The sequence below is a fragment of the Okeania sp. SIO2F5 genome, assembly GCF_010692685.1.
GTDB lineage: Bacteria > Cyanobacteriota > Cyanobacteriia > Cyanobacteriales > Microcoleaceae > Okeania > Okeania hirsuta.
The window spans coordinates 26,328-47,087 of the sequence record NZ_JAAHGU010000046.1; the positions used below are offsets into that span (position 1 = coordinate 26,328).

The following is a 20,760-nucleotide window of genomic DNA, read 5'->3' on the forward strand; positions in this document are numbered from 1 at the left end:
ATTGATGAGATTACTTCGGGGGGTGAGAGAGAAAAATGAGGAATTAACTGTTTTGTCAAGCCCCCTTGCTAATGCAATGACACTGTTGTGGAAAAATATAAGTTATTGTTGGGTTGCGCGATCGCTTAACCCAACCTACAAAGATTCATCTCTAAAATTCACAATAAAATGACAGAAATAACAGCTAATTATGATGAATCTTGGAAAGCAGCAATTTCTGAATATTTTGAATCTTTCCTCAGCTTTCTCTAGATAAAGAATTAGAACAGATTACAGCCTCGGCAACAACAGAAAAGCGTTATGCCGATAAATTATTTCAAGCTTGGTTATTGGACGATCAAGAAATCTGGATTTTGATTCATATTGAAGTGCAAAGTCAGTATGACCGAGAATTTAGCCAGCGAATGTTTATCTATAATTATCGAGCTTTTGACCTTTACAATAAACCAGTAATTAGTTTAGCTATACTGGGAGATGAAAACCCATCTTGGCGACCAAATTTCTATGAATATGGTTTAGGAAATAGTCAAATGAGATTGGATTTTGCCATAGTCAAACTATTAGATTATCAATGGGAGGAATTAGAATCGAATAATAACCAATTTGCTATGATAGTAATGGCACATTTGAAAACTAAAAGTACCACAAGCAACCTCACAGAAAGAGAGCAATGGAAATGGGAATTAGTTAGAAGTTTATACGAAAAGGGTTTAACCAAGTTCGATATTATCAATTTGTTTAAATTCATTGATAAAATGATGATATTACCCCCAGAATTAGAATCAAACTTTCAAAGCCAAATTAATCAATATGAGGAGGAACAAAGAATGGAATTTTTAAGCACTATGGAAGAATTAGCTATAGAAAGAGGTCAGCAAATAGGTCAAGAGATAGGAGCAAAACAAACTTACCGAGAAAATATTCTCGACTTACTGGAAAAACGCTTTAATAGTTTGCCAGAAACTCTGATAAAAGCTATTAATGAAATTAATGACTTAGCTTTGCTAAAACGGTTACTTGTAGAAACAATTAGTGTTAATTCAGTTGCAGAGTTTGAGGAATTAATTAAAGATGATTCATTTCGGGAAAATTAGCATAATTCCTATTTCTCATTATCGAAATAGATAACAATTAAAAGTAGAGTAGGTTTGGTTGAGGAACGTTAGCGCCAGCTTATCCGTAGGATCAACCCAACATCAAGATATCAGGACTTACGCAAATTGACTTTTAACCCACCATCTGTAGGGGTGAATGGTATTATTTCTCGCTATATGTAGAATATGTGCGTCAGTCCTGATATATCGCAAACAATAATTAGGGTTTGCGCTCAAAAGTCTTTTAGTAGGGGTAAGAGACAACCCACCCCTAACCTCTCCCAGGAGGGGAAGACAGGAGAAATAGGAATGAGCGAGGATGTAGGAGTAACAATTGTCAGAATGATTTTTTTGCCCAACTATGCGCCTAAAATACGCTCCTTTTTGAGCATCAAGAGCTGAAAACCAGGCACTTTTTTTGAAAGAAAAAAAAGAGTAAAGTCTTTAGATGTAAATGCTTTGAGATTTAATCAGCAAACAATAATTAGACCATAATATCATCAGTTATTGTTGGGTTGCGCGATAGAACATCCGTTCCGCTCCGCGATCGCTTAACCCAATCTACAAAAACTAAATCGAAACAGATAACAATTAAAAGTAGAGTAGGTTGGGTTGAGGAACTTTAGCACTAGCTTATCCGTAGGATCAACCCAACATCCAGATATATCCCAAACAAATAATTAGATAATAGTATCATCAGTTATTTTTGGATTGGACCATCGCTTAACCCAACCTACAAAGACTAACTAAATAGAAATATTATCTAATTACGAAATTCTCTGCTGATACATTTGGAGTACCAGTCAAAGTTGCAAACTGACTGCCATCTCCAAAACCACTATCGCTGCCATTAGCATTATAGAATAAAGCACCATTACTAGAATTGTAGACGATAATAGCTTCACTACTAGCAGCATCACCATTGCTTTCTACCGTGGCAAACTCATCCCCAATATCTTCACCCGAAGTAGTAGTAATTTCTGTGAAAGTAGTTAGGTCAAGCAGAATTAAATCTAAGTCTGGGTTAAAGTCTGTAATTTCATCCACCCCTAAACTCACCTGACTAAACTCATCATTGGCAGCAAAAATAAAGCGGTCGATACTTGCACCACCAGTGAGAATATCATTACCTTCACCACCATTGAGATGATCGCGACCTTGACCACCACTGAGAGTATCTTCTCCACTACCTCCTAACATCCGGTCATTACCAAGACGACCGATTAAGTTATCATCTCCATTACCGCCAAAGATGGTATCGTTTTCTAAACCACCATTAACGCGGTCATCACCATCACCACCACTAACGCGGTCATCACCACGGTTGCCATTAATATCATCGTTGCCAGCAGAACCACTAATAGTATCGCTGCCACCCAGGCCACTGAGAGTATCATTACCAGCGAGACCATTAATGTTGTCGTCACCCGTACCACCTTCGAGGTTATCATCACCTGGAGTTCCCTGAATATCCTGGTTTGGGCTAAACTCATAAACAGTAGTAGTACCACTAATTTCATTAGCAACTACTAATAACGCCTCCCTATTCGGACTATCTTCTGGGGAAATAAACTTAAATCCTTCTGGTCCTAAGTCCCCTGCTGCTGATAATTGCTCTGGGGTAGGGTCTGGGTCTCCATCAGCATCAGTTTCGAACTCAACAGAGAAGTCGCGGTTAGGAATGTATTGCACAAAATCAGGACTGGTGGGGTTGCTGACATCATAAACCATAATGCCCCCTGTACGTTCCAGACCAACAAAAGTATAGGTTTTATCGCCTAAAACTCCTGTAGTTATAGCTTCGGGTTCAGGACCACTATTGTCGCTACGATCGTCAAAAGTATTTTCATCTCGGTTTGAGTTGAAGTTCTCTGGGAACTGTGCTGCAGTTATTTGTTCAAGACTATCCCCACTGTTGAATATTTGGTTGCCCGCAGCATCCCAAATGCTGAAAGACCGACCGCCAGAGGTGAAAATTTTGTCGAAGTCCCCATCACCATCAAGATCGCCGTTTTGATTTGTTACTGTTAGACGACCTAAAGCAGCATCATCCTCTAGTGCAGCAACATCAAAAACATCAGGGTCGAGTACATATTCATCATCTCCTACCCGTGCTTCTTCATCCAGAGCATCATAACCCCTGGCATCTCCTTCATCTGCTGTGACATAATAGGTCTCACCTTCTATCACAAAGGAAGCAATACTATCTGGTTGCAATAACCCAAAAACAGGCCAGTTACCTAAATTAATGCCATCATCGAGATCGCTAGGGTCAATTTGATTACTTTCTGAGAAATCAATTACACCTAGAACTACTGGCACTGGGTCAGAATTAAGGGGTAGAGTGCCATCACCAGGAATTTGTTCATCTAAGAGACCAAAGTCATTGTCGTTGAGTACCGCTAATCGGAATTCTCCATCATCTGATTCTGGTAATAATGCCAGACCTTCTACTTTATCTCCGGCGATATAACCAATTGAAGGTAAGTTTGTTACTTTAGTTTTATTAACTGCTTGAATTTCTAATGCTGCTAAGTCATCTGCGGTTAATTGTTCTAGAGTTGTGTCTTCTGGTAATTCTGGCGCATCGTCAGCAAGTAAGTTAGTTGCACCTTTGAGGTCAATTTCAAAAATAAACTTTTTGCCTGTAGCGGTAACCGAGGAATCTCTTTCTACAACTAAGAATTTACCATCTTCAGTATAGACAGCATCTCCCATTTTATCAACTAATAGTGTACCGTTGTCTGGGTCTACAGTTGGTTTTTCTAGGAGGTAGACATATTCTGCTACAGGTTCCCCAGTTTCTGGGTCGATACCTAACATCCGAATAACACTGGAGTTGTCAGATGCAGTGCGATTGGGATTTGCTAGAGGTGTTTGAATAAAGCTGTAGAGAATATCTTCATCTGTATCCAGCGCAATAGCTTCAAAACCACGGTTGCGACGACGGTTAGAATATTCTGCGGGTAGGGTTTCTGTGCCAAAGGTGCCCTCTGCTGCTTCTGCTAGTGCTGCTGTTCCTTCAGGTACAAAGCGGTCGATGAGTGACCCATCAACATCAAAGTGATAGATGGCGGGGCGATATTCATCTACAGTCCAGTATGTACCATCATCATTAATAACAATACCTTCCAGGTCTGCACCAAAGGGGTCATAGTCTAGAAGGTTGCCAAATAGGTCTACTGGTTCTTCGTCTATTTCAGGAATGTTAGGTAAACCTGTGATGGGAGTTGTACCGTCTTGCCTATTTAGGAGAATTTCTTCAGTAATTTCAATATCGCCACTGCCTTCATCTAATGTAAAGCGAACAATTCTAGCTTGATAGTCTGGCAGGGCAAATGGTCTTTCGTTATCGCCGTCATTATCTACGTCTGTGGGTGCGCCATTTGGTCCGCGGTCGGGTACGGTGACAAATTGTAGGTTGCCGTCATCGTCTGTACCTTCATACCATAGTCCAGATAAACCACCCAGGAGAATATCATCACCTCCTTCGGTTGTACCTAAAACTGGCAGGTCGGAAAATTCAAATTGTGTCAGGGAGGGAAGACCGCGACTGTAGTCTTTTGCTCCCAATGGCAGAACATCTACAATGTTGGCATTTTCAATATCTACCACTGCTACAGCATTATTTTCTTGCAGAGTGACAAATGCTCTGGTGTCGTTACCATCTACAGCAATAAATTCTGGTTCGAGGTCTTGAGCTGCATTTGACCCAGGACCGTAGATCCGAACACCTTTGTTACGCAATTCTTCTTCCCGACCAATGAAAGCAGAAAAATCAGCGGTAGAGACATCTGCCTGAGTTAAATTTTCTACTCCACCTGAAATGTCGATAATACTAACAGAACCTTCTGGGTCGTTGCTGTAGTCGTCGTTGGGTTCTCCTTCATTTGCTACTAATACCTTTGTGCCATCGGAGGTAAAGGTGAGCATATCTGGTAATGCACCCACAGTTACTTGGTTGAGAGTTTCCCCATCTGCATTGAAGAAGGCAACGGTGCCTGGGTCTTGTTTGACATCAGCTTCGATCGCTACTGCTACGATGCCATTTTGATTAACTGCAACACTGTTGGCAATTGCGCCAAAGGAGGAAACATCAATTTGATCTATTAAATTGGGGTTGGTGAGATTGCTAATATCTAGTACATCAATAGCTGCTTCATTTGCCTTGACAACAAACACTCTTTGTGTATTGGGGTCGTAAGCTGGAATTTCGGCAGCACTCTCATCAAATATGCCTGTTTCATAAGTACCTAATGGTCTGAGTTGTGGGTCAGTCATTAATCTTCCTAGTTGTATATATGTTTAATGGATCGATTGTATATTAACAGTTTCACTTTAAGATAAGTTTAAATAGTCTTAAAGAAGGCAGAAGGCAGAAGGCAGAAGGGAAAGAAAAGTTTAAAGGGATAAGGTTTTTTATCACTAATCATCCGGACATGATATTATATCAAATCCGTTTAATTCTGTATAAAAAAATGTTCCATCTTCAACCATTACCAAATATTTCTTGATCTCCCCATCTCCCCACATTCCCCTCCTGGGAGGGGGAGGGGCGAGGGGTGGGTTCCATCTCCCCATCTTTCAACTACTAGGCGATCGCGTAACCTGTATGGTGTCGTACATCAGACGGATGAAACCCTAAAACAATATCTGATTTGGGAATTCCTGCCTCAACAAGTTCTGGAGCAATTCCATCTTCCATTCCATCTTGTTGAACCCATATTTTACCATTAATAATTTGAATATGAGTAATGCAACCATGAACGCGACGTTTTTGTTGCCAACCAACATCTAATAGTAAGAAATGGTTACGTTCCTTATCAATAATTAAGTACTCTTCAATTTCACCATAAGCATCAGGAATATTGGCGTATTTATGGAGATTTTTTTCAATAATATCTCGATATAAATTTAAGTTATCTATTCTACAATTTCCTCTTTTTTTGGTGAAAAAAATAATAGCTTAAGCTGGTTAAATTTAACAACAGACTGTGGTAATTATTCTGAAAATAAGTCTGAAAATATGCCTTCATAAATAGCCAGATATAACAGACGCTCTGGCTGTTGCTCAGACAAAATTTGTGTTTGAAGAAGGAGTCAGGAGTCAGAAGGACAGAGTCAGGAGAATGGGGTCGATGGGGATTCTCACCCCACCAACCGCATTTGCACCCCAGCTGACGGTGGGGTATTAAACCCATAAGGGATAAAGATAAATGATGTATTGACCCAAGGCTTGTTCTAAATCATTTATAGGGGATACACCTAAGAAGCTTTTAATTTCTACAGCAATTTTCTGTCCTTCTTTTTGAGCTGCCAAGAGCTTTTTTGCCCCCAAATCTGGATAAAGAATCCTACGGCCAACTTTCAGCCGTAAAGGGTTGTCAGTAATTGTTCATCCATCCTTCAATGATAGATATCTTTTGCCATTTCAATTGAATTTAATCAAAGCCTATTTTACACAAATCAAGAGTAAATTACTCAATTACTATACAGTCATTATTAGAATAGATTTGATATGATTAATCTACTTAACAAATCCTAAAAATTAGGATTATTTTTTGAATTTGGTATAACTCGAAATGATTCCTTCAAAGCGTTTATATTTACTATTATTATTAGGAATGATCGTTGCGCCAATCATCGCTATTTTGTTCGATCAACAAATAAGTTTGATGGCACTAGCACTGTTTGATGTGATTATCTGTAGTTTGGCTATTTGGGATGGAGCTACAGTGAAACCTCATCGAGTCAAACTAGCGCGCTACCCTTTACAGAAACTTTCCATTGGGCGAGATAATCATATTACTATATCGGTTGAGTCTGGCAAACACAGGGCAAATATTATCTTGCATGATGATTATCCCCCAGAATTTGCAACTTCCTCTACTACTCTCTCAGCAATAGTTGAACCTAACAGCAGTCAAGAATTAACTTATCATGTCAACCCCGATAAACGAGGTGAGTTTCAGTGGGGAAATATTCGGGCGCGACAATTGGGGAAGTGGGGTTTGGCGTGGCAGCAATGGCAAGTTCCTGCCAGTCAACAGGTGGCAGTTTACCCAGATTTGCTGGGGTTACGATCGCTCTCGATCCGTCTCTCTCTACAAAATACTGGCACGATGCGTCAAAAGCGACGTCTGGGAATGGGAACAGAATTTTCCGAACTCCGGGAATATGGTATTGGTGATGATATACGCTTCATTGACTGGAAAGCTACTGCTCGTCGTAGTCGCCCCTTAGTGCGGGTATTGGAACCAGAAACGGAGCAAACTTTGATTATTTTACTTGATGGGGGGAGGTTGATGACTGCCCAGGTGCAGGGTTTAAAGCGGTTTGACTGGGGTTTGAATGCTACTTTGTCATTGGCAATGGCAGGGTTGAGTAGGGGCGATCGTGTGGGAGTGGGAGTATTTGAGCGTCAACTCAGCACTTGGATACCACCGGAGAGGGGAAAAAATCAATTATCAAAATTAATTGAAAGTCTGACACCTATTCAAGCAGTTTTGCGGGAACCAGATTATGTTGAGGCAGTTACTAGAGTAGTTAAGCAACAAACCCGTCGTGCTTTGGTAGTGGTAATTACAGATATTGTGGATGCCACTGCTTCTGCGGAACTTTTGGCAGCATTGGCAAGGTTAACGCCTCGTTATTTACCGTTTTGTGTAGCTTTGTGCGACCCATTGGTGGAGAAATTAGCTCAGACTCCCACTGTTTCTGGAGAAAATCAGCAGGTACATGAAAAAAGTCATGCTGCTTATACTCGTGCTGTGGCAATAGATTTATTATCTCAAAGACAGGTTGCTTTTACTCAGTTGAAACAGAAAGGAGTTTTGGTTTTAGATGCGCCGGCAAATAAAATTAGTACAGAATTGGTAGATAGATATTTGCAGCTCAAATCTAGGAATTTACTTTAGTGCTGCTACGCGGAAGTTAAAAGTCATGCATTTAAAAGTCAATCATTTTTGATTTGTAATTGTTCGCGCGATTTTGTAACTGGTCAGTTATTTCCGCCCTACATTCCGCAGGTTGATGGTGCTCAATTGAATATTTTTTAAGTCAGATAGGGCAAGGATTAAAGCACCAATTGATGGGTAAAGACAATTCGATAATACTTACATAAGTTTCTAGGAAATTGCCTTACCCAGGATAATTGAGCTAAAGAAAATTAGGCGTTGGTAATTGGTAAGATGATTTTCTACTAGGGGTGATACCATCACTTACTCTGGTTAGATATTTAGAGGTATCAGAAACAGATTACTCTTAAAGTTTCATCTCTTGATTTACCAACGCCGAAAATTATATTAAAGTGGCTTGATCTTAATTATTCAAAGCTCTATCGACAGTTAACAGTATAAGAATTTGTCAACAGTTTAGTCATAGACCTACCCTCTCTTGGACCACAGCCTTTATTCCCTTTAGTTACTCTATAAATAGCAACAGTAGCTCTTCCATTTGCTACAATAAACCGACAAGCTTGGTTCTTGATATCGGAGTTGTTGTCGGTGTACCTACTTGGTTGGGAATCGATTTCTTTGCTGCTTGTAATGCTTGCCTTAATGCCCTTTGACCTAAGCTGTACACCAATAAACACAGCCCCATGACCATTGCCAGTGCTGCTACTCTTTCTGGATTTTTGAGAAATATGCTATCAGCAAAAAACATAGGGTCTTTGAGAAAACGAAACCCTCTCTCTGTTGATTGTTGAGCTTTATATTCTCGTAATAGCTCATCATCACTCAAGAATTGATGCTCGAGAACATTAGTTGCTAAAATAAATCTTCCCGCACGGTTTTTCTCCTTGTTGACTAGCTCAGAATTGAGAACTAAATTTCCTTTGATTCGATAGTAATAGTTGCTTGCAGTAACTCCTTTTCGAGGTCTACCTGGTTTTCCATGACGAGGTTGTGGGACGAACTCAAGGTCTTCGAGAGCATGATATCGTAGCTCTTTTCCTAATTTTTGGGCTGCTTGCTCTGCATCAGGTACGCAGGCAAACTTTTCTTGAGAAAGAGATAACAGTTTATTTTTTGCCATCACACCAGCAGTGGTAATTTTTTGCTCTAGTTGCTCTAAATCTGCCTTTTTTCTGCTTTCGCGCTCATCCACTAACCATCTCTGTTTAATACCACCATATTGACTACAACTACTGGCTAGGCGATATCCTTTAATTTCTGCATCTTTGAAAACTTCATCAGATAGCTGTGATATTAATTACTTGGCTTCACTTAAGGTAGCAGGCACTCCCATAGGACCAACGCAATTGATTCAATTGTTGTAAGTTTTCTTTCCCTTACATGGCAGCGTCCGCAACAAATCATCATAAATAACCCTAAACTTTTCCCATCATAAACTGAACTAAACCAGGGAATAACCGATAAGTTTCTGTTGCTAAAACAGCCGGACCTACTACTACTTCAGACTGCTTATTTTTCACAGCATTCCAGATAGCTTCAGCAATATCTTTTGGCTGACTAACAAAATTAGATGTTAAAACAGAGTTCATTTGTTGACGACTACTTTCTACTTCAGAATTATCTCCACCACGAAACTGCGCTCTTTCCATAAAATCGCTATTAATAACCCCTGGTTGTACAGAACTAACATTAATTCCTTTTGACTGTAATTCCAGACGTAAAGTATCAGTTAATCCAGTAACTGCATATTTACTAGCACAATAGGCAGTCATATTTGGCAAAGGCATTTTCCCACCAAAAGAACCAACATTAACAATTGTGCCAGATTGATTTTCCAAAAAATGGGGTAATAAAGCTTTTATTGTATTCACATAACCGAAAAAATTGACATTCATTAATTGTTGAAAATCTTCTAATGTTGTATGCTCCATTGCACCAGTCAAACAAACACCAGCATTATTAACTAATATATCGATTTTGTCATAAAAATCTATAGCTTTCTGCACCAAATATTCCACTTGTTTAACATCAGTAACATCAGTAGGAATAGCCAAAGCAGAACGACCGTTTGCCCTAACTTCATTAGCTGTTTCGACTAATTTATCTAATGTTCTAGCAGCTAAGACAATATTATATCCTTTTCTAGCAAATAAAAGTGCTGTTGCTTTGCCACAACCTTGAGAAGCACCAGTGATTAAAACTGTTGGTAGCATTGTTTTTTTTGTGAATAATTAAAATTTGATATGTACAGCAGAAGGAAGAAAGAAGAAGGAAAAAACTTCCATTGTCTGAGTTTTGAGTTTTTGATATGTCCTAACCTTTCCTTCGACTGCTATATAGAAAATAGTGTAACGCAACTATAAGAAAAAAGGAAAATTTACTAAAAAAAAGAGTTTATACCATTTCTCGCGCATTCTTGCTACATCTTATTGAGGGTAGGTAGGGAGGTTACATGCAACCTCCGTAGGTCCTAGGGTTTCTAGGAATAATATATCTTCACTTAGTGCCTAGAATTGTTAAAAACATTATTGAAGCTTACTTATTATATCATGTCCGTTGGTATCGTTTGTGTAAACCCAAGGGTGAATATCTACAGGAAATTTAGGTTTTTTTCTTGATCAATAGCCTTCTTCCCTCTTCCTTCTTCCTTAGCTTCGCGCTTACAATACCGATGCTACCGGACATGATATTACTTAATAATTGAAGTCTTAAGGAAATATAGCATTAATGCGGGGTTGGTGATTTGAGGTATGATATCATGTCCGGATAAGAGCGCTATAGAACTCCGTTCCGCTTACGCGATGATGCTGACGCAACGCTTCGCGTTAACGTGCGTTGTGCCCCAGCAAACAAAAAACTTTCTCCTTCTACTGTTCTTTCTTCTTCTTTCTTCCCTCATGAGTTCTGATATCCCCCTCCCCCTCCTGGGAGGGGCGAGGGGTGGGTTGACTCCTAAGTAATAAAGATTAATATTATACAGGCGCTTCAGCAACGCCAGCATTAATGCTTATGAATTGGTATTACAGCAATTATAGCAACCGCAAGGTTGGTGTTTAACAATTAGTGCGAGCATCTTGCTCGCGTCATGAATCATCATAATTACCCGATGTCCTAATATGAAATAGACATCTCCTCCACTGATAGGCAGTAGGCAGCTTTGCTGTAGGCAGTAGGGAACCCACCCCTAACCCCTCCTGGGAGGGGAAATAATTGATAATTTATGTGTGAGAATTGATTTTATTTTGGATTTTTACCAGATGTCTAATAGACATCTCCTCCAAAAGAGGGAGCAGGGAACAGGAATAAACAATTGACAATTTATAGATAAGAATTGCTTTTATTTTCGATTTTTGCATATGTCTATTCTTTCCGCTTAATTAAGCTACCACCTAAAACCTACCACTTACCACCTACCACCTTCTTCAAAATCTACTCATCTTTTAACTTTCTTTTTCCTCTCATCCTTGCCAAAATTTGTAGGTCAACACTTTGATCGGTTTCATCCACAATTTCACCAGTTAATTCTTCCAAAACATCCTCCAGAGTCACCACCCCTGACATTCCTCCATATTCATCTAAAACTACCATCAAATGTTGACGATTTTTCTGAAATTCTTTTAGCAATAAATCGACTCTCAATGTATCGGGAATAAATCTAACATCTCGCATAAAATCATAAATTTTATTACTATCTTTACCTTCTATAATTCCTTTAAGTAATTCATTTTTCAATGCTACACCAAGTACATCATCTATAGAATCTCCAATTACAATAATGCGACTATGTTGAGAAGCAATAATATCCGACTTTACCTCAGCCAGAGTTGCATTTGCGTAGAGATAAGTCGTCGCTATTCGAGGTGTCATAATATCAAAAGAATTTTTGTCATTTAGCCGAAATACTCTTCTAATCATTTCAGCTTCATCACCCTCAATAACTCCTTCCTTATATCCTACTCTGGTCAAAAACATAATTTCTGCTTCATTAGTGGTGGGTAATTTCTGCCCTTTAGTAAAAGGAGAAGTAATTTTTTCCATCAACCAAACTATAGGAGTAAATATAAAAGTTAATCCCTGGACAGGTATAGCCACAGTTAAGGCAAATTGCATGGCATAACGTTCACCTAAAGTTTTAGGAATAATTTCCCCAAAAACTATTACCAAAAAAGTTAATATTGCAGAAAAAACTCCTAACCAAGCATTTCCCAAAACCGAAGCTGCAATATTACCAATTAAAATACTACCAACTATATTAAAAATGTTATTAATAATCACAACAGTAGCAATTGGGCGATTAATTTTTTTCCTAATTCCCCACAGTGCTAATGCTGCTGGTTTTTTAGACTGTGCTAACTGTTGCACTTTAATGGGAGAAACTGAAAGTAAGGCTGTTTCAGTAGCAGAGCAAAGAGCAGAACCTATGAGAATAATTAAAACTATAATAGTTAGCTTTAGCATACTTAACTAATAATTGGTTAAACTCAATCATACCATTTTTAATTTTCTGATGAAACCTTCTAACTGGCAAATTATATTAGTTTTAGCTATCGGTATTTTGGCAATATCTACAGGTGCAATATTAATCAGGTTGGCAAGTCTCTCTGCTGGCATGAGTGGGGTAGAGTTTAGTCTCGTAATAGCTGCCTCGCGGGTGACGATCGCTGCTTTATTATTAGTACCCGCATGGTCGAAAATTCAGTGGCAGAGTCTCCAGTCGGGAGCAATACCCTATGCAGTAGGAGCAGGAGTTTGCCTCGCAGTCCATTTTGCTTTTTGGATTACTTCTTTATCCTACACTTCGATCGCTGCCTCTACCAGTCTAGTAAATACTAATCCAATCTGGGTAGCTTTGTTGTCGCGGTGGTGGTTGAAGGAAAGACTTTCTCCTCAGACAGTTATTGGCATAGTAATAGCTATGGTTGGAGGGTTAACCATTGGTTTAGCAGATATTGGTGGGGGGTATACAGGTATTAACCCTCTCCTGGGAAACTTTTTGGCTATGATGGGAGCTTGGGCAGTGAGTTTATATATACTTCTAGGACGGGAAGCTCAAACTAAAGGGTTTAGTGTTGGTGGCTATCTTGTGGTAGTTTTTTCTGTAGCTGGAATTGTATTATTGCCTCTTCCCTTAATTTTAGGTGTTGGTTACTCTGGTTATCCTGGTTTAGTTTACTTTTACTTATTATTGATGGCATTATTTCCTCAATTAGTAGGGAATACAAGTTTGATGTGGGCAGTACGCTGGTTGTCTCCTACTTTAGTTACTTTGGCAATTTTATTTGAACCTGTTGGAGCTAGTTTTTTAGGTTATTTATTGTTCGGTGAAGTGCCTTCTATCATGGTTTTTTTTGGTGCAATTATATTGTTAATTGGACTGGCGATCGCTGCTCTTACTTCAAAACAAAAATAAACCGAAAATGTCAGGATTTTAAATTATACTTCATCCATACACTCAATACTGAAAAAAAATTACCGAATAATTAAGGTTTAAAGCAGAGGCTTTAAAGGAGAAACAAGCGGTCAAGGGATGGCGAGGAGACCTCGCCATATTCAATCGACCAAGAGAGAAAAATTTTTCCTGTTCGTCAATCCTATCCGCTTTCAAGGAGAGGTAATAATTAATTATTAATTATTAATTGTTGAAACACTACTTTCAATTTTTAAACCATTTTTACTGAGAAACTCTTGATTGTAAATTTTGGATAGGTATTTAATTCCACTATCACAGAGAACTGTAACTACTACCTGTTTTCGATCTAAACGATTTGCAATAAGTTTGGCAGCAAAAACGTTAAGACCACTACTGCCACCAACCAGTAAACCCTCATCCTTAGCTAGTTGATGACAAGTAGAAATTGCTTCTTCATCTGAAACCTTCACAACTTCATCAATCACAGAAAAATTCAGGCATTTTGTCGGCGCAGATTTTCCCGCTCCCTCAATAATTGAGAATTGACCAAGACTTGAATTTAAGCTTAAATCATTTTTGGAATTACTATAGTTGCTATAGTAGTAGGCATAAATATTTGAGTTTACGGGATCTGCCAATATAACTTTAACTTTTGGATTACACTCCTTGAGAAAGCTTCCTGTACCTGATATACACCCAAAGGTAGAACCAGTCATCACAAAGTGAGTAATTTCTCCATTTGTTTGTTTCCAGATTTCTGGTCCTAAAGTTTGATAATATGCCTCTGGATTATAGATATTGTTGTATTGATTAACGTCAAAGTATCCATTTTCTTTGGCGTAGTTTTCCCCATAACTCATATAGGTATCTTGAGTAACTATAATCAAATCTGCATTAAGAGCTTTTATATGATTTTGTTTTTCTATACTGCATTTGTTTGATGTAACAATAACAACATGATAGCCTCTAATCTTACCTAGCATGGCAAAACTGCAACCTGTATTACCACTAGAAGAGCAGACAATAACATCCCCTCGCTTCAATTTACCTTGTGCTTCTGCAACATCAAGAATATAATTTGCCATTCGATCCTTGAGGCTGAAACCTGGGTTGATAAACTCGCATTTTGCATAGAGTTCTGCTGAGTTTTCACTGACTAATCTAGTCAAATCAATTAAAGGGGTATTTCCAATCAGGTCAGTAAATCTTGGAGCTTTCATCACTTTGATCTCATCAGTAAAATAGTTAATTTATGGCTTTACTTCTCAGATATTATGGTAGACATAAAGCCAGAATTCTTCAAAAACATGAAACCCATCAGTTTCTTGAGAAAGACGATTCTCTATCCACGCAAAGATCGTCTCAGGTTTCAACATCCACAGACCAACAAGCTGATTTTTTTTGACGGCATCAAAATAGATATCGGTAGGTATAGTTACTTGTTCACCATAACAACTCACTGAAAGAGGCATTCCCAATAATTTTGCCGCGTCAAGTCGATCACTGGGGCGAGGCTCCGCAAAAATACTGGCCCAATAGCTTGATGCGATCTTTGGTAATGGGTAAGAACTAGCAGATCGAACTGTTCTCTCGGCAACTACAATAACCCCATTCTTTTTGAGCAAAGGCTGCAAATACGAAAGCGGAATTTTGTGTTCAAAGTAATGATAGGCTGATTTGACAAATATCAAATCCACTGTTCCATTAGGGGTTCTAGCTAATATATCTGATATCTCACAACAATGGAACTGAACTTGAGAATTTGGCATTTTTTCTCTGGCCAAGGTAATCATATTTGAATCAATATCCACGCCTACAATTTCTGAGTTGCCAAAGTTGGCTTTCAAGGCTAAAGTAGACAATCCTGCACCACAAGCTAGATCCAAGATAGACTGAGGCATAAAATTAATGAGGGATTGCAATACCCTAATTAATCGTTCGTCGTAAGTTTTAAAGTGCGAAAAAAATTTATGGTAAGTATCAGCGTAAAACTTATCTATTGTTTTTTCCAAGGGATTACCTCTTTTCAAGATTGTGATGTTTAATTAATAATTATAATTCAGTTGTTAGACCCCACCCGATCGGTAGTGATACCAAATTAATTACCCATATTCTACAGCTAAAAATCCTATGTTGTCAAAAAAAACAGGGAATAAATTAGGTACAATATTTACGCAAAATTCCCTGTTAAGTTCTAGTTTTAGTCTAATATGTGTTGCAATGTCCTCTACAATTAGAGTTCCTGGGTAAGTTCTGAAGTAATTAATTTTTCCTGGGTACTTAGACTTAGTTGAATTACTACCGATACGAGGCTATCATCTCTATTGGAAAAATATTTTTTCTCTAAAATTAACCCTAGCTATCCATGATGAATACCCCCTCATTCATTTTCACTGTTGAATGTTGACTGCCTCAAAAAATCCTATTTAATTTCAGGACTAATCTCTTGATTTTGAAGTGTTAAACTTTTAGTAAGTCTAACTAGGAATTGTTGTGAAAATTGAATAAATTCTCTCATGCTAGAACCGTGAATAACTGCCCAAGTATTGGTAATTAAACAGCAGCTAGCAAACCACAAAAGAATGAATGTTTGGATTCTCACTACTCCGACAATAAACCAGCTTCCAACATGAAGAATAATCATTAAAGCGTAAAAACTAGCTACTAATGCTATTAAGTTGATTTCCTGTTTGGGGCGACGGAGGGCTGTAAAAATTATTGGTTGTAAACTTGCTAGTACATTCATGGGTACTAGAACACCACAAATTGCTACACAGTATATGTGTGAAAATTCGATTATGCTATCTAGATTTAACATTTTTGTAGTTTCTTTTCTCTTTTATTTTCCTAATTTTCCCAGATAAATTCCTTATTCAAAATTTTACTTTTCTAGGATGAAAGTTTAATCAATAACTGTTTATTTATCACTTTTTTCCTGTTTTTTAATTGAATCAGTCCACAAATTAGTGAACATCATTAGAAATGCTCCAAGAAAAACAGTAATTGCTATTCCAGTAGGAATTATAGTTTGCCAATCAGTAGTTTCCATGTACCTCCTAGTTTATTTAGTAACATAATTTTAGTAATTATACCTAAGATGTTATTTGATTTTATCTAGTTATATTAAGCTTTGTAAACAAATTTTAAGTACAAAGAAAATTAATTAATGTTTAAAGCTATGATAGAAAAGTATATCAATTATCAAAAATAGTTTGGATAAATGTACTTAATTTAACATTAAATATCAAAGTCTAGATGAGCAAAAAAAATACTTAATATCAGGGGTGTTATTATTAGTATTATCACAATAATTACCATTTTATATACATGAACGTTAAGCAAGTTATTCAAAACGAAACAGTAGATTTAATCAATAAATATCAAGAACAAATTCATCTTTCAGGTCACATTCAACCTCACGGTGTATTATTTGTCTTAAAAGAACCGGAATTGACAATTTTACAGGTAAGTAATAATACTTTTGAATTATTTGACATACCAGCGAAAACATTGCTGAATCAAAATCTGAGTTGCTTTCTTGACAAAAAGCAAATCAATAGCCTCAGAAAAACTTTAGAAAATCATCCTGAGCTTAAAACCATCAACCCTGTTAAATTATCAGTTAAAACAAAAGATAAATCTTTAGTCTTTGATGGTATAATTCATCGTTCTGAAAAATTTTTAATCCTGGAGCTAGAGCCAGCTATATCTGAAGAAAGTATTTCATTTTTAAACTTTTATCATTCTGTGAGAGAAGCAGCATCAAAAATGCAAGACGCTTCTGATTTAAAAAATTTATGTCAAATAATAGTTGAAGAAATTAGAAAAATTACAAGCTTTGATAGAGTAATGGTATATAAATTTGATTCTCAATATAATGGAGCTGTAATTGCTGAAGATAAAATAGAAACTTTAGAGCCACTTTTAGGATTAAATTACCCAAGTTTAGATATTCCACCCCAAGCTAGAGAACTTTATACTAGAAATTGGCTGAGGGTAATAAGAGATGTTAATTATCAACCAGTAAAAATTATACCTGTAAATAATCAGATTACTCATCAACCCATTGATTTAACTTTATCTGTTTTAAGGAGTGTTTCTTCCTGCCATAGACAGTATCTAAAAAAGATGGGTCTTACTGCTACAATGTGTATATCTTTAATGAAAAACAAAAAGTTATGGGGTTTAATTGCTTGCCATCATATTTCACCGAAATATGTGCCTTATGAATTACGGGCAGCGTGTGAATTTTTAGGGCAAACAATGTCTCTAGAACTTGCTTATAAAGAAAATCATGAAGATTATGATTATCAACTAAAGTTAAAGTCAGTCAAGAGTCAAATTATTGAAGAGATTTCCACATCAGAAAATTTTATCGATGCCTTAGTTGAATCTCAAAATAAACTACTAAATTTAGTCAGTGCTGAAGGAGCAATCATAGTTTCTGGAAACAATTTACAGTCAGTGGGAAACACTCCACCATTAATAACTGTTGAAAAATTAATTAGCTGGTTGGAAAAAAAGTTCAATCAAGAACTATTTTATACAGATTCATTGCCCAAAGTTTATCAAGAGTTCGAGAAATATAAAGATATAGCTAGTGGGTTATTGGCACTCTCAATATCTTCAGCTCAGAGAATTTATATTTTGTGGTTCCGACCAGAAGTTATTAGAACAGTTAATTGGGCAGGCGATCCTGCACCTATTACAGAAGCAGAATCTAATGGTAATATTAAATTTTGCCCAAGAAAATCATTTGAGTTGTGGAAAGGAGTAGTTAAACTCACATCTCGACCGTGGAAAGAATGTGAAATTAATGTTGCTTTAGAACTGAGAAATGCGATTATTAAAATTGTACTGAAACAAGCAGATGAACTAGCAAAATTAAATTCTGCGTTGCAAAAATCAGAAGCAGGAGAAAGAGAAAAAGCTGCTCAATTAAAACAAACTTTAAAAAAATTACAATTGACTCAAACGCAATTAATTCAAAGTGAAAAAATGTCGAGCTTAGGACAATTAGTTGCAGGTATTGCCCATGAAATTAATAACCCGATTAATTTTATTTATGCCAATATAAAATATGCAGATAATTATGCTAATGAACTAATGTATTTGATTAAACTTTATCAAAAACATTGCAATCCATCGCCAGAAATTAAACAAGAAAGTGAAAAAATAGATTTAGAATTTATTCTCGAAGACTTACCTCAACTATTAAAATCTATGGAGGTAGGGACAGAACGTATTTATGAAATTGTCAAGTCTTTGCGTAACTTTTCACGGCTTGATCAAGCAGAGATGAAGCCAGTTAATATTCATGAGGGAATAGAAAGCACTTTACTAATATTGAATAATCGACTCGATCCTAAAGTTGGAAAAAAGATTAATTTAATTAAGGAATATGGTAATTTACCTCAAATATATTGTTATGTGAGTCAGTTAAACCAAGTATTTATGAATATTTTGGTAAATGGAATTGATGCTCTGGAAGAAGCAATAGCAAAAGGCCAATTTTCTGAATCAAATGAACAACAAATTCCCACAATTAAAATTCAAACAAAAGTTGTAGGTAAAAATCTGATAACTATTACTATTTCTGATAATGGTATAGGTATAAAAGATGGGGTGCTTAACAAAATATTTGACCCTTTCTTTACGACAAAACCTGTTGGTAAAGGTACTGGTATTGGTTTGGCAATTAGTTATCAAATTATAGTAGATAAACATGGCGGTCGGATATTTTGTAATTCCCAGGAAGGAAAAGGAACTGAATTTATAATCGAAATTCCTAGTCAAAATAATATTAGGAAATTTAAGACTCTATAAAATTGACCAGAAAAAATTTATTGGAGATTTCCTATAAAGCAATCTAGCAATTTTTATTAATAATCTTAGCTGAAGAAATTCGGTATAGAGCTGCATTAGCTTTCTGTATGCAAAATAAAATGGATCGATCGCCTCCTCTGGTAGGTCTAATATCAAGTCTCATTAAATTAGCCAAGGGTAAAAAAGTTCTTCTCTTGAGAGAGAATATTTTTTCCGTCTCTTGGTGCGCGTTCCCTTGCGACTATCGTCGTCGCGGGGTCGCACCGCTTTGTCATGGGAAGCAAACAAATTTCCTCTTGTTCCCTACTCCCTACTCCCTATTCCCTAAATTTTTTATTGGGGTTATTTAAAGAGACATGATGTAAGGGAGCGGGAAATAAATTGCTAATCCTAACTTCCTGCAAATGACCACCACTATTGAGGCAAAAAACAGGATTGCTGAACCGCATATCTATGCGATCGTTATAATTTTGTGAGTTGTTTGGGTAGGTTTAACCATTCCTACTAAAAGCTTATGTAAGTCAATAGCAATAGGAAACTTGATTTTACTATCTGGATGATGTTGGTTATAGTTCAAGATCTTTTTAGTTAACCACAAACCCCAATTATAGGTGTGACGCGCTACACCCGCGTGTTTAACCAGTAGGGTTTTTTGTTGATTTGTGGAACGTAACTCAGCGCGTGAATCCAAGTAGCATAAAATAGATAATTGGAGATTATTATAGATAATACCAGATTATAGACAACAGTTAAAAACTCCTGATTCGATTTAGTTTAACACTTGAAAACTAAAATAATAACCTTTGATATTTTGAGCAGGTAGATATTCGTCCTCTATTTTAGCTATCATTCTCCAATGTTTAGCTTTTGTCAGTTCTTCTTCTACTATTTGAAAGTGACTCTCTTGATCTTCATAAAAGTGTTTGCGAACACTATAAACAATATAGCCTCCCTTTTTCGTAACCCTTACAAGCTCACGGATAGATTCCGCAGGAGCGTGTCCTGGGATAAAAGTCCCGACACAAATAATAGCATCAAAAAAATCAGAAACAATCCCAGAATCTGGTAAATAACCTTGAATAAAATCTGAATAAATATTGCGTTTTTTGGCTACATTTAACATCCCTTCAGATGGATCGAATGCAGTAAATTCTACATTTTTATAGCTATATTTAGCTAGTTGTTCTCCCTGCTCTCCTGTTCCTGCTCCTACGTCTAATATTTTCATAGACTCTTGATCAGGAACAGTTTCTGCAAAGAGTTTTGCTGTCACTACAACAGGAGTGTTTTCTCCAGTGCCGCACAATTCATTTTTGACGTGTTCATCAAACTCTTGGGCATATTGATTATAGTGATCTAGCAGATTTTTGGCATCTATAGTTTTATTTTTGGCGTTGCTGAATTAGGGTATGATTATGGAAAAGAGCGCACGCCAAAAAAGTCCACTTATTAGAATTAAAAATTATGCAATGTCCTGAATGTAAATCAGATCATATCAATAAAAATGGTCATA

The 20,760-nt window shown here is 37.0% G+C and carries 17 protein-coding genes; 4 read left to right on the forward strand and 13 right to left on the reverse strand.

What is annotated here, in order from left to right; all coding sequences use genetic code 11:
* Positions 1 to 329: 329 nt before the first annotated feature.
* Positions 330 to 1,094, forward strand: a complete 765-nt coding sequence (locus tag F6K27_RS16290; RefSeq protein WP_287277404.1) for a transposase — start codon at positions 330 to 332, stop codon at positions 1,092 to 1,094.
* A gap of 759 nt (positions 1,095 to 1,853) precedes the next feature.
* Here F6K27_RS16290 and F6K27_RS16295 read toward each other — a convergent pair.
* From F6K27_RS16295 to F6K27_RS33680, 4 genes are all read right to left on the reverse strand, one after another.
* Positions 1,854 to 5,375, reverse strand: a complete 3,522-nt coding sequence (locus tag F6K27_RS16295; protein WP_287277402.1) for an esterase-like activity of phytase family protein — start codon at positions 5,373 to 5,375, stop codon at positions 1,854 to 1,856.
* A gap of 144 nt (positions 5,376 to 5,519) precedes the next feature.
* The gene (locus F6K27_RS16300) at positions 5,520 to 5,675 is read right to left on the reverse strand and encodes a hypothetical protein (protein ID WP_287277401.1); all 156 of its coding nucleotides are present in this window, start codon (positions 5,673 to 5,675) and stop codon (positions 5,520 to 5,522) included.
* Between the two features lie 10 nt (positions 5,676 to 5,685).
* Positions 5,686 to 6,057 (reverse strand): XisI protein, encoded by a 372-nt coding sequence (locus F6K27_RS16305; protein WP_353735999.1) that lies wholly within the window; start codon positions 6,055 to 6,057, stop codon positions 5,686 to 5,688.
* Positions 6,058 to 6,285: 228 nt separating this feature from the next.
* Entirely contained in the window at positions 6,286 to 6,486 is a 201-nt protein-coding gene (locus F6K27_RS33680) for an element excision factor XisH family protein (protein ID WP_375339686.1), read from the reverse strand.
* 190 nt (positions 6,487 to 6,676) lie between these two features.
* On the opposite strand from F6K27_RS33680, the gene F6K27_RS16315 reads away from it, so the two are divergent.
* The gene (locus F6K27_RS16315) at positions 6,677 to 8,011 is read left to right on the forward strand and encodes a DUF58 domain-containing protein (RefSeq protein WP_287277400.1); all 1,335 of its coding nucleotides are present in this window, start codon (positions 6,677 to 6,679) and stop codon (positions 8,009 to 8,011) included.
* A gap of 541 nt (positions 8,012 to 8,552) precedes the next feature.
* On the opposite strand, the gene F6K27_RS16320 is transcribed toward F6K27_RS16315, so the two are convergent.
* The 3 genes from F6K27_RS16320 to F6K27_RS16330 all read right to left on the reverse strand — a co-directional run bounded on the left by F6K27_RS16320 (position 8,553) and on the right by F6K27_RS16330 (position 12,469).
* The gene (locus F6K27_RS16320; RefSeq protein WP_287277430.1) at positions 8,553 to 9,305 is read right to left on the reverse strand and encodes an IS1634 family transposase; all 753 of its coding nucleotides are present in this window, start codon (positions 9,303 to 9,305) and stop codon (positions 8,553 to 8,555) included.
* Positions 9,306 to 9,426: 121 nt separating this feature from the next.
* On the reverse strand, positions 9,427 to 10,224 hold the full coding sequence (locus F6K27_RS16325; RefSeq protein WP_287277399.1) for an SDR family oxidoreductase: 798 nt from the start codon (positions 10,222 to 10,224) through the stop codon (positions 9,427 to 9,429).
* Positions 10,225 to 11,440: 1,216 nt separating this feature from the next.
* On the reverse strand, positions 11,441 to 12,469 hold the full coding sequence (locus F6K27_RS16330) for a hemolysin family protein (RefSeq protein WP_287277398.1): 1,029 nt from the start codon (positions 12,467 to 12,469) through the stop codon (positions 11,441 to 11,443).
* A gap of 49 nt (positions 12,470 to 12,518) precedes the next feature.
* Between F6K27_RS16330 and F6K27_RS16335 the strand changes: the two genes are divergently transcribed.
* Positions 12,519 to 13,421, forward strand: a complete 903-nt coding sequence (locus F6K27_RS16335) for a DMT family transporter (protein WP_287277397.1) — start codon at positions 12,519 to 12,521, stop codon at positions 13,419 to 13,421.
* A 215-nt stretch (positions 13,422 to 13,636) separates the two neighbouring features.
* Here the strand turns inward: F6K27_RS16335 and F6K27_RS16340 are convergent, their stop codons facing one another.
* From F6K27_RS16340 to F6K27_RS16355, 4 genes are all read right to left on the reverse strand, one after another.
* A complete protein-coding gene (locus tag F6K27_RS16340; RefSeq protein ID WP_287277396.1) occupies positions 13,637 to 14,641 on the reverse strand; it encodes a PLP-dependent cysteine synthase family protein in 1,005 nt (334 codons plus the stop codon).
* A 45-nt stretch (positions 14,642 to 14,686) separates the two neighbouring features.
* Positions 14,687 to 15,451: a trans-aconitate 2-methyltransferase gene (locus tag F6K27_RS16345; RefSeq protein WP_287300890.1), complete on the reverse strand. Its 765-nt coding sequence runs from the start codon at positions 15,449 to 15,451 to the stop codon at positions 14,687 to 14,689.
* Between the two features lie 392 nt (positions 15,452 to 15,843).
* Positions 15,844 to 16,239, reverse strand: a complete 396-nt coding sequence (locus F6K27_RS16350) for a hypothetical protein (protein WP_287277393.1) — start codon at positions 16,237 to 16,239, stop codon at positions 15,844 to 15,846.
* A gap of 99 nt (positions 16,240 to 16,338) precedes the next feature.
* On the reverse strand, positions 16,339 to 16,470 hold the full coding sequence (locus F6K27_RS16355) for a hypothetical protein (RefSeq protein ID WP_275670457.1): 132 nt from the start codon (positions 16,468 to 16,470) through the stop codon (positions 16,339 to 16,341).
* A gap of 278 nt (positions 16,471 to 16,748) precedes the next feature.
* On the opposite strand from F6K27_RS16355, the gene F6K27_RS16360 reads away from it, so the two are divergent.
* Positions 16,749 to 19,247: an ATP-binding protein gene (locus tag F6K27_RS16360; protein ID WP_287277392.1), complete on the forward strand. Its 2,499-nt coding sequence runs from the start codon at positions 16,749 to 16,751 to the stop codon at positions 19,245 to 19,247.
* A gap of 451 nt (positions 19,248 to 19,698) precedes the next feature.
* On the opposite strand, the gene F6K27_RS16365 is transcribed toward F6K27_RS16360, so the two are convergent.
* Together F6K27_RS16365 and F6K27_RS16370 are read right to left on the reverse strand one after the other, a co-directional pair.
* On the reverse strand, positions 19,699 to 19,938 hold the full coding sequence (locus tag F6K27_RS16365) for a helix-turn-helix domain-containing protein (protein ID WP_205127546.1): 240 nt from the start codon (positions 19,936 to 19,938) through the stop codon (positions 19,699 to 19,701).
* A gap of 78 nt (positions 19,939 to 20,016) precedes the next feature.
* Positions 20,017 to 20,553 (reverse strand): class I SAM-dependent methyltransferase, encoded by a 537-nt coding sequence (locus F6K27_RS16370; protein ID WP_287300891.1) that lies wholly within the window; start codon positions 20,551 to 20,553, stop codon positions 20,017 to 20,019.
* Positions 20,554 to 20,760: the final 207 nt, after the last annotated feature.